The organism is Gordonia otitidis NBRC 100426, from assembly GCF_000248075.1.
GTDB lineage: Bacteria > Actinomycetota > Actinomycetes > Mycobacteriales > Mycobacteriaceae > Gordonia > Gordonia otitidis.
The window spans coordinates 11,132-22,130 of sequence record NZ_BAFB01000091.1; the positions used below are offsets into that span (position 1 = coordinate 11,132).

At 66.4% G+C, this 10,999-nt stretch carries 7 protein-coding genes; 6 read left to right on the plus strand and 1 reads right to left on the minus strand.

Going from position 1 to position 10,999, the window contains the following annotated elements; genetic code table 11:
- Positions 1-46: 46 nt before the first annotated feature.
- The 6 genes from GOOTI_RS08935 (at position 47) to GOOTI_RS26750 (ending at position 9,373) form a co-directional block, all read left to right on the plus strand.
- Positions 47-3,409: an arabinosyltransferase domain-containing protein gene (locus GOOTI_RS08935; RefSeq protein ID WP_083835887.1), complete on the plus strand. Its 3,363-nt coding sequence runs from the start codon at positions 47-49 to the stop codon at positions 3,407-3,409.
- Positions 3,410-3,449: 40 nt separating this feature from the next.
- The gene (locus GOOTI_RS08940; RefSeq protein WP_039993817.1) at positions 3,450-6,758 is read left to right on the plus strand and encodes an arabinosyltransferase domain-containing protein; all 3,309 of its coding nucleotides are present in this window, start codon (positions 3,450-3,452) and stop codon (positions 6,756-6,758) included.
- A 70-nt stretch (positions 6,759-6,828) separates the two neighbouring features.
- Positions 6,829-7,710: a VIT1/CCC1 transporter family protein gene (locus GOOTI_RS08945; RefSeq protein ID WP_007238258.1), complete on the plus strand. Its 882-nt coding sequence runs from the start codon at positions 6,829-6,831 to the stop codon at positions 7,708-7,710.
- A gap of 318 nt (positions 7,711-8,028) precedes the next feature.
- Entirely contained in the window at positions 8,029-8,370 is a 342-nt protein-coding gene (locus GOOTI_RS26390; protein WP_007238259.1) for a hypothetical protein, read from the plus strand.
- A gap of 63 nt (positions 8,371-8,433) precedes the next feature.
- A complete protein-coding gene (locus tag GOOTI_RS08955; protein WP_007238260.1) occupies positions 8,434-9,159 on the plus strand; it encodes a hypothetical protein in 726 nt (241 codons plus the stop codon).
- A complete protein-coding gene (locus GOOTI_RS26750) occupies positions 9,041-9,373 on the plus strand; it encodes a DICT sensory domain-containing protein (RefSeq protein ID WP_233425459.1) in 333 nt (110 codons plus the stop codon). Before GOOTI_RS08955 ends, GOOTI_RS26750 begins: the two co-directional genes overlap by 119 nt.
- A gap of 48 nt (positions 9,374-9,421) precedes the next feature.
- Here GOOTI_RS26750 and GOOTI_RS08965 read toward each other — a convergent pair whose 3' ends face one another.
- Positions 9,422-10,972, minus strand: coding sequence for an acyl-CoA carboxylase subunit beta (locus tag GOOTI_RS08965; RefSeq protein WP_007238262.1), 1,551 nt, complete (start codon positions 10,970-10,972; stop codon positions 9,422-9,424).
- Positions 10,973-10,999 lie beyond the last annotated feature (27 nt).

Sequence of the window (10,999 nt, forward strand, 5' to 3'; positions counted from 1 at the left end):
GACACCACGGCCGACCGCCCGCTCTGATCGCCTAACATCAGTGATCGTGCCTGCGACAGCCCCGCCAGTCGAGTCCGATGCTCAGCCACCGGCCGACGAGTCGACGACGGCCCCGCACCGCACACTTCGACTCGTCGCCACCGTCTCGGGACTGCTCGGCGCGGTGCTGTGTGTGCTGGTCGGGTTCCTGCCCGTCCACAGCACCGACGCGTCGTTCTCCTGGCCGCAGGGCCAGCAACTCGCGTCGACGACCTCGTCGGTGACCGCCCCACTGATCGCGCAGACCTCACAGTCACTCGACGTCCGGATACCCTGCTCGGTTCTCGCCGACGCACCGCCGGGACGTTCGACGCTGATCCTTTCGACGATGGCTGTCTCCGCGCAGGACTCCAAGGCCTCGGCGCTCTACGTCACCGCGGGCGACGCCGTGACCGCGACTTTCCGCAACAGTGTCGCGGCGTCCGCACCTCGAAGCGACCTGGGACGCTGTTCGACGCTGCACGTCTGGTCATCACCGAGCGGGCCCGGCGCCCAGTTCGTCGGTCTCGGGGAGGCGCGCAGCCTCGACCCCGACAAGCGCCCCCAGATCGACGGCGTATTCAGCGACCTCACTCCGGAGCAGGCGCGTGCCGCCGGTGAGTCGGGTATGCGGGTGGACATCCGCATCGACAATCGATACGAGAGTTCCCCGTCGGCACTCAAGACGATCGTGATGGTCGTCGCGGTGCTCGCCGTGGTCGTCGCCCTCACGGCCCTGTTCCTCCTCGACCGCGTGGGCGACGTGCGGCGCCGACCCCGCCGGCGGACGAGTTGGCTCAGGCTCCTGCGTCCGCGCGCCACCGACCTCACGGTGACCGCGGTGCTGGTGATCTGGTTGTTCCTCGGCGCGGGCAGCCCCGACGACGGATACATCCTGAACATGGGCCGCACCGCGTCGTCCTTCGGCTACCTCGCGAACTACTACCGCTGGTACGGCATCCCCGAGGCGCCGTTCGACTGGTACTACTCGTTCCTGGCCCACTGGTCGTCGATCTCCCCGTCGATCCTCTGGATGCACATACCGGCGCTGGTCGCCGGACTCGCGTCGTGGTTCGTACTCAGCCGGGTCCTGCTGCCACGCCTGGGTTCCGCTGTGCGCGGCAGCGGGTGGGCGCAGTGGTCTGCGGCGCTCGTCTTCACCGCGTTCTGGCTCCCGTTCTGCTCGGGGCTGCGACCCGAAGGGATCATCGTCCTCGGGTCGCTGCTGACCTGGTGGGCGGCCGAAGATACATTGGCTACTCGACGCCTGTTCCCCGCCGCCCTCGCAGCGGGGTTCGCGACGCTCACCCTTGCCCTTGCGCCACAGGGCATCATCGCGGTGGCGATCCTCATCGCGTCGTCACGCGCCCTGCTGCACGTCGTACTCGTGCGCAGACGCTCGACGGGTCTGCTGCCGCTCGCCGCGCCGATCGCTGCCGCCGGACTGCTGGTACTGGTCGTGGTGTTCCGCGACCAGACCGTCGCGACCGTCGTCGAAGCGATCCGCATCCGCTACGTCGTCGGACCGGTGATCGGGTGGTATCAGGAGTATCTGCGCTACTACTTCATCTCCGTCGTCACCGACGACGGCGCGCTGACACGTCGCGTGCCCGTTCTGCTGCTGCTGGCGGGAATGGTCGTCGCCGTCGCGGTCATGTTGCGGCGCGGGCGGATCGCGGGCGTGCATGCCGGGCCGACGTGGCGCCTGATCGGTGCCATCGGTGTGACGCTCGTGCTGGTCGCGTTCATTCCGACGAAGTGGACGATCCAGTTCGGCGTGTTCGCCGGCCTCGCCGCGGCGATCGCGGCCATCGCGACTCTGGCAGTGGCGCAATCGGCTGCGCGGTCGGCCCGTAACCTGACGGTCTTCGTCTCCGGACTGTTCTTCGCGCTCGCCGCTGCGATGGCGGGTTACAACGCCTGGCCGTTCGCGTACGAATACGGCATCTCGTGGTTCGACCGCGCACCGATCATCGCGGGGCGACCGGTCTCCACGCTGTTCCTCATCCTCGCCGTCATCGCCGCCGCACTCGCCGTATGGCAGCACCTTCGCCTCGACTACGTTGCGAACAAGGGACTCTCACACACCACAGACGGGCCGGGCGAGACACGAGCGGATCGCCGACGTCTGTTCCTCGCGTCGTCACCCATCGCGCTCGTCGCCGGCCTCATGGTGATCGCCGAGCTACTGGTGTTCGCCAAGGCCGCCGTATCCCGCTACCCGGCGACCACTGTGTTCGCCGAGAACGTGAACACGATGCGCGGCAACGCCTGTGGCATGGCCGACGACGTGCTCGTCGAGTCAGATCCCAACTCCGGTATGCTGCGGCCCGCAGACGGGAAGTCGGCGACGCAGGCGCTGTCGGGCGCACCGACCGGCCCGGATGCTGCTGTCGGCTTCTCCCCCGACGGGATTCCAGACGATCTTTCTCCCGAACCGGGTAGCCAGCGACCCGGACAGATGAACGTGGCAGCAAGTCCCGCACGACCATTCGCGATCACCGGCGGGCTCGGCGCCGGCACAACCGGCGGCCGGGGCCCCGAGACCGTCAACGGTTCGACTGTCGCACTGCCCTACGGACTCGATCCGGCCACCACGCCCGTCCTCGGCAGTTATGGCTACCCGGGTGAAGCGCGACTGACCACCGACTGGTACGACCTACCGGCCGATCGCGCTGCGACACCTCTACTCGTCGTCTCCGCAGCGGGCGCGATCTCGACCGTCGACACGTTCGGCGTCACCAACTTCGGACAGAAACTCGTCGTCCAGTTCGGCACCAGGGGTCCCGACGGCTCGTTCAGTCAGATCGGCCCCGACGTCTTGCCCATCGACCCGGGACCGGTGATCTCCAATCGCCCCTGGCGCAACCTGCGGGTACCGATCGGCGCAGCACCCCCGCGTGCCACTGCGATGCGAATGTCGTTGCTGGACAACAACCTCGGTCAGTATCAGTTCATCGGCATCACTCCTCCGCGCGCACCGCGCCTGCAGACGCTGCAGCAGGTGGTCGGAACGCAGAGCCCCACCCTGATCGATTTCATGGTCGCGGCGCACTTCCCCTGCCAGCGGCCGATGATGGTCACCAACGGTGTCGCGGAGATCCCCCGCTGGCGCATCCTGCCCGACTACCCCTTCGCCAATTCGCAGTCCAAGACCTGGCAGGCAGGCGTCGACGGCGGCTTGCTGGGCATCTCGGAGACGACGACGTCGGCGCAAGCGGTTCCGACCTACCTCAAGGACGACTGGGCCCGGGAATGGGGTGCGCTGGAACGACTCTCGCCGCTGGTTCCCGCCGCACCGTCCGCACGCGTACAGACCTCGCAAGCGACCCGTTGGGGTTGGTCACACGAAGGTTCGATCAGGGTGGAGCCACAATCCGATGACAACTGATCCCACCGCCCCGAGCACCGATGTGCCTCGCGCCGACGACATGTCGACTCCTCGTCGGACACGCAACCACCGTCCGGCCCAGATCGTCGCCGCTGTGGCGGGCATCCTCGGCTTCCTGCTCGCCGTCGCCACTCCGCTGCTGCCGGTGAACCAATCGACCGCGGCACTGACCTGGCCACAGGGCGAGGGTGTCGGAAACGTCGCAGCCCCGCTCGTCGCGTTCGTCCCCGTCGACATAGACCTCACCGTTCCGTGCTCGCTCGCGCGCGACCTGCCCGCATCCGGCGGCATCCTGATGGCCACGACACCGGCGGGCGGACAGGACGCCAGCGCACGCGGGTTGTTCGTCCGTGCCGATGCGTCGACGCTCACCGTCACCGACCGCGACGTCGTGATCCTCTCGACCGAACGCGCAGCCGCCCAGGACAATCCGTCCTGCAGGGTCGTCTTCCGCGCGAGCGAGAGCGGCGTCGACGCCAGGATCGAGGGCGTGCCGAGCACGCCGGGTGGCCTGCTCACGTACTCGACTCCCGACCACGAGATGCGCCCGCAGATCGTCGGCGTCTACACCGATCTGCCCTCGTCGGCGTCCCGCGACGGACTTTCGATGCACGCGACGATCGACACCAGGTACGTGAGTTCCCCGACGCTACTCAAGCGTGCTGCGATCGTCGTCGGCATCATCGCGACCTTGCTGTCGCTGATCGCGCTCGGCGTTCTCGATTCGCGGGATGGCCGGGGCCACCGCAGGTTTTTGCCCTCGGGCTGGTTCACCATCCGGGGACCCGACATCGCGGTGTTCGTGATCCTCGCGTTCTGGTGGCTGGCGGGCGCTAACACGTCCGACGACGGCTACAACTTCATCGTCGGTCGTATCACCGGCGATGCGGGATATGCCGACAACTATTTCCGCTATTTCGGTGTGCCGCAGGACCCGTTCGGCTGGCATTTCCAGGTGATCGCGGCGATGACGCACGTCAGCCTCGCCACACCGTGGATGCGTCTACCCGCATTCCTCCTCGGCCTGCTCGGCTGGTGGTTGATCTCGCGTGAGGTGATTCCGCGGCTCGGTCGCGCTGTGCGCACCAGCACCCCCGCCGTGTGGTCGGCAGCATTCGTCTACCTCGCACTGTGGTTGCCGTACAACAACGGTCTGCGTCCTGAGCCGGCCGAAGCGGTCGGCGCACTGCTGACGTGGTGCTGCGTCGAACGCGCCATCGCGACACGCAGACTGCTGCCGTACGCGGTGGCCGTCGCCGTCGCCGCATTCACCCTCGCACTGGCGCCCGGCGGCCTCATGGCCGTTGCCGCGCTGCTCGCAGGCATCCGACCCATCGTGCGCACGGTCGTGACGCGGCGCAGACGCGACGGGTTGCTCCCGATGCTCGCGCCCATCGTGGCCGCGGGCACCCTCGTGCTGTTCGAGATCTTCGCCGACCAGCCGCTTGCCCCGCTCATCGCCGGCAACAAGGTGGCCACCGACGTCGGCCCGACACTCGAGTGGTGGCAGGAACCGATCCGGTACTACTACCTGATCCTGCCCACCGCGGACGGAACGCTCGCACGCCGCTACGGGGTGCTGATCATGATCTTGTGCCTCGTGGTCGTCCTGCTCCGATTGTTGCGCAAGCAGCACCCCAACGGCATTGCGCGCGCACCGATCTGGCGCCTGATCGCCGTCACGCTCGGCACGATGTTCTTCATCGCGTTCACCCCGACCAAGTGGACACACCACTTCGGTGTGTACGCCGGAATCGCCGGCGGCCTCGCCGCGGCAGCAGGGGCGATGATGGCTCCGGCCATCCTGCGCTCACGGCGCAACCGCGCATTCTTCGCTGCCGCCGTGCTCGCGGTCACCGGAATCTCGTTCGCGGGGACCAACGGCTGGTGGTTCGTCGGCAGCTACGGCATCCCGTGGTGGGATCGACCACCGTCGATTGGTGGGGTCGACCTGTGGTGGTTCTTCCTCGTCGCCGCTGTGCTCACCGCCGCGGCCGGCCTGTGGTTCCACCTGCGCGACGACTACACCGACGAGCAGACACGCACCGGTCACTCCGATCGCTGGTACAGCAAGCTGAAGTTCTCACCGCTGCCGGTCATCTCGATGCTGATGGTGCTGTTCATGGTGGCGTCCTTCGCGAAAGCCGCGTATGTGCAACGTGATTCGTGGTCGTGGTTGAACTCCAACGCCAGGGCACTGACGGGCAACGAATGCGGACTGGCCAACGACGTTCTCGTCGAGGCCGACGCCAACGCGGGGATGCTCGCACCCGCAGCCGTCGAGGGACGACCGGCACCGAACGTCTCCGACGCTCTTACAGGCGCCGGGAGCGCGGGTTTCACGCCGAATGGCGTGGCGAACAAGCTGTCCGTCGACGCCACCGAGGACACGGACTCCACGTCGGGCTCGTCGGGCGCGGTGAGCTCTGCCCCGACGAATTCCGCACCGACCGATGCGGGCGCGGACGACCGCAACCAGGCAACCGACGCCTCCCAGGGCGGTACCGAGGGCGGTCAGGGCACACGCGGCGTCAACGGCTCGACGGTGCATCTGCCGTTCGGCCTCGATCCGGCAACGACCCCGGTTCTCGGTTCGTACGGCGCGCCGTCGGGCACGGGCTCGGTGACCACCGATTGGTATCAGATGCCTGCGCGTAGCGCCGAGAAGCCGCTTCTCACGATCGCCGTTGCGGGCTCGGTGGACGCCGTCGACGGTGACGGGCTGCGGACCGACGGACAGGACGTGACGGTCGAGTTCGCGCGCACCGGAGCCGGGGGTGCCGTGCAGCCGATCGGGTCGATGTCGCCACTCGACGTCGGGACCGCCCCGACCTGGCGCAACCTACGTTTCCCCTTGGCCGACGCTCCCGCACAGGCGACGCTCGCGCGGATCGTCGTACGGGACACCTCGGGAGCGCCATCGGAGTGGGTGGCCTTCACGCCGCCGCGGGTGCCGACACTTCGCACGCTCAACGACGTCGTCGGGACGACCGATCCGGTCTTCATCGACTGGGTGTCTGGCCTGGTGTTCCCATGCCAGCAGCCGATGAAGGTTCGCAACGGCGTGATGCAGGTGCCGCGCTGGCGCATCATGCCCGACGCAGAGGCCACTCAGAAGAACAGTCAGACGTGGATGTCCGGAACGGCCGGCGGGCCACTCGGCATCACCGAGGCGATGCTCGTCCCCACCCTGCTACCCACCTACCTGCGCAACAACTGGGGTCGTGACTGGGGCGGACTGCAACGATTCACCGAGGTCGATCCGGCGCCTCCCGCACACCTCGACCTCGGTACTGCCCGCCGGTCGGGACTGTGGGACCCTGGGCCGATCCGCTCGAGCGGGTACTGATCACACGGACCGTCGGCGGCTGAGGGCACCATCACCTTGCTTGCGCAGACGCCGTGGATGCGCATCATTGGTGCTCATGAGCGTCGACGATCCCGCACCCGAGCGCTACGGACATGACGGTCCTGGCCACGACGGTCCTGGGCCTGACAGTGCTGGGCATTACGGTTCTGGGCGCGGGGAATCAGGGCACACTGATCCCGGGCACGACGAGACCGTCCCGGACGCGTCCGGGCAGAGCGAGCACGTGCACGCACACCGCGACGAGCCCCACTCCGGCTCGCTGGCGAATCGCCTGAACTGGTTGCGTGCAGGGGTTCTCGGCGCCAACGACGGCATCGTGTCGACCGCGGGCATCGTCGTCGGCGTGGCTGCCGCGACCACCGATCGTGCACCCATCTTCACTGCGGGCATTGCCGGACTGGCGGCAGGAGCGGTCTCCATGGCGCTCGGCGAGTACGTGTCGGTCAGCACCCAACGCGACACCGAGCGCTCACTACTCGCCAAGGAGGAGCGAGAACTCGCCGAAGCGCCCGAGGCCGAGTTCGAGGAACTGGTGGGCCTGTACGAACAGAAGGGTCTCAGCCATTCGACCGCATGCCTGGTTGCCCGCGAGTTGACCGAGCACAACGCGTTCGATGCACACGTCGACGTCGAACTCGGTATCGATCCGCACGAGCTCACCAATCCGTGGCAGGCTGCGGCGTCGTCTGCGGTGTCGTTCACGACGGGCGCCGCACTACCGCTCATCGCAATTCTCACCCCGTCCGCGCCGATCCGAATTCCCGTCACCTTCGTGGTCGTCCTCCTTGCATTGGCGATGACCGGAGCAATTGGTGCAATTCTCGGCGGATCCACACCGTGGCGACCGATGATCCGTGTCGTGATCGGTGGAGCGATCGCCATGGCGGTCACGTTCGGCATCGGACACCTTGTCGGCCATACCGTTACGTGACAGTTGTCGACGAGTACCCCCGCGCTGCTTGTGAATGCCTCGTACAACTGCAGTAACCTGCATATTTACCCAAAAGTCTCGGCGTCTCGCTGATTGACGACATGCGGGCGCTCCGGTCCCGAAAGGGTCACATTTGCATTAACAAAGCTTTCCTTCGCCGCACGTAACATGCCCGTGGGCCTACCGTTGAGTGCGTAAAAAGAAAACCGCAAGAATCCGCAACAGAAAAGGCTTGTACGTCCAGCGAACCGATTTCTGTCGAACCGCTTCCGCCGTGGACTCCTCGGATCCGAGTCCACCCATCCGATTGGAGCGTCGATGAGCATCCTGGACAACGCCCCGCGATCAGCGAGCCCGAATCCGACCGGCGACCACGGACCTGAGATCGAGACCTCGCAGCTCGAGACGCCGGAGCGAACCGACACCGGCGATTTCCCGGTGCTCGACGCGCCCGTCGGCGAGACCGTGCCCAGTGTGGACAACCACGAAGAACACAGCACCCTGCTCATCGCGGGCCTACTACCGCTCGGCTGCCTGTGGGTGGGCATCACCGTCGACAGTCTCTTCGCTTCTCTCGCGCTCACCGCTACCAGCGTCGCAGTGTTTGCTACTCTCACGCTCGGAGTGCTCGTCGCATCGGCACTTCACGACGGTGAATAGCGCGGGTGCTGCCGCGCCGTGAGTGTCGGGGCGTGGTGAACGCTTCGACAGAGAGCGTGAGGGATGAGCCAGGGTCTGACGAGTACCACCGGCGGGGATGCGGCATCGGTCTTCGAGGGTATGGAGTTGAGGACTCAGTTCAGTCCACTCTTTCAGCTGTCCGACGGCGCTGTCGTGGGTGCCAGTCTCGAACTCTGTGGCCCGCAGGGGACCAACTTCGACACACCACGCGCACTTCGGCGCACCGCGACGCTCATGGAACAGCGCGCGGTTCTCGATTCACGAAAGTTCGAGTTCGCCGACACCGCCGCGGCACGACACGTCGCTGACGCCATACCGCTGTTCGTTGCCGTCGACATCGACGTCTACGACTCGGCTCGCACCGTCCCGTACGGCGAGATCCTGACGTTGATGATCGAACCGCGAAGCATCCTGCGACGCCCGCAGTCACGGATCGCCCAGGTGGCCCAGGCGCGTCGGAACGGGACGCCGATCGCGCTCGAGGGAGTAACCGCCGATCGCCGAACCGCGACGCTCCTCACCCTCATCGAACCCGACATCGTCCTGCTGCACCCGGACACCCTGAAGTCCGTTCCGTCGTCGGAGATCGCGCACCTCGCACAGCAAGGACCTCGAACGCACGGCGACCGAATCAGGCGTCGCAGTAGTGCTGGGCACCTTCCAGGATCAGCACAACTTCTCGACACCGACCTCACAACGCTGGCGCGCGCTTTCGGAGAAAGTGGGGCTCGTCGGCGTATACGGCGCGGGGATCCGTCCGATGAGTGACGGCAACATCCACTACGCACCGCTGAGCGCAGACGACGCGCTCGTCGACGAATGGAATGTCGCCGTACTCGGAATGCACTTCGCCGCACTGATTTCCGCACGCCAGATCCGTGATGCCCGGACCAACGGCCACACCGAGTACATGTTCGTGCAGAGCTACGACCGCACTATCGTGACCCAGGCCGTCCGCTCGATCCTGTCCCGCTTCGCCTGAGCACACCGCATCCGCGGTCCGCTCCGCGGGAGCCGAGAGACACCTCCGTCAGATCGGCATCAGGAGGTGCTTGCGCGGTGTGCGCATAGTCTCCTTGTCGCGCAACTGCGCCAACGCCTTTCGGAGCTGCAGGCGCGTCTCGGCGGGCTCGATGACCGCGTCGATGTAGCCACGTTCTGCAGCCAGATACGGCGTGGCCATCATCGTGTTGTAGAAGTCGATGAAGTCGCGCCGCACCTTGTCCGCGTCATGGGCCGACATACCCTCGGTCTGCTTGCGGGTCAGCACCGCAGCGGCCGACTCGGCGCCCATCACAGCGATTTTCGCTGTGGGCCAGGCGAAGTTGAGGTCGGCACCGAGCTGCTTGGAACCCATCACCGCGTACGCGCCGCCGTACGCCTTGCGGAGCACCACGGTCACCTTCGGGACGTCGGCCTCGACGTAGGCGAACAAGAACTTGCCCGACCGGCGGATCGTGCCCTTCTGCTCCTCCACCAGCCCGGGCAGGATCCCGGGGGTGTCGACCAGGAACACGAGCGGAATACGGAACGCGTTGCAGATACGCACGAAACGCGTTGCCTTCTCGGAGGAATCGGTGTCGAGGGTCCCGGCCATCACGCTCGGCTGATTGGCGACGACGCCGACACTGTGTCCGTCCACGCGCGCGTAACCGGTGAGGATGTTGGGTGCGAACAATTCACCGACCTCGTGAAAAGCGCCGTCGTCGAACAGCTTCACGATGATGTCGCGCATGTCGTACCCGGCGTTGTCGCTGTCGGGCATGAAATCGTTGAGCGCGAGGTCGGAGTCGGTGATCTCCGGCTCGAGACCGGGGTTGATCACCGGCGGCTGTTCGAAGCAGGTCGACGGCATGTACTGCAGATACTCACGCACCCATTCGAACGCCTGCTTCTCGTCCGGCGCGACATGGTGGATGTTGCCCCAGCGCGCCTGATTGTGCGCGCTGCCGAGATCTTCTGCCGAGATCTCCTCGCCCGTCGTCTGTTTGATGACATCCGGTCCGGTCACGAACATGTACGACTTGTCCTCGACGGCGACAAGGATGTCGGTGTTCGCAGGCGTGTAGACCGCGCCGCCCGCACACTTGCCGAGGATCACCGACACCTGCGGCGACAAACCGGAGAGGAGATCGTTCCGTCGCCCCATCTCCGCATACCAGGCGAGCGATGTGACGGCATCCTGGATACGCGCACCCGCCGAGTCGTTGATACCCACCATCGGACAGCCGATCTTGCCCGCCCACTCCATGAGCGCAGACACCTTGCGGCCGAACATCTCTCCCACCGTGCCGCCGAACACGGTCTGGTCGTGGCTGAACGCTGCCACCGGACGCCCGTGCACCAAGCCGTGACCCGTCACCACGCCATCGCCGTATCCGGTGTGGGCAGCACCGGGCATTTTGGCGAGCGCACCGATCTCCACGAACGTTCCGGGGTCGAACAGCATGTCGAGACGCTCACGCGGAGAGCAGATCCCCTTGCGCTCGCGCTTCTCGATCGCCTTCTCGCCACCGGGTTCGCGGGCCTGCTCCAGCCGGACGCGGAGATCGGCGAGTTTGGCTGCGGTGGTGTCGGTCACGTGGTTCTTCTTCCTCGATATCGGTGC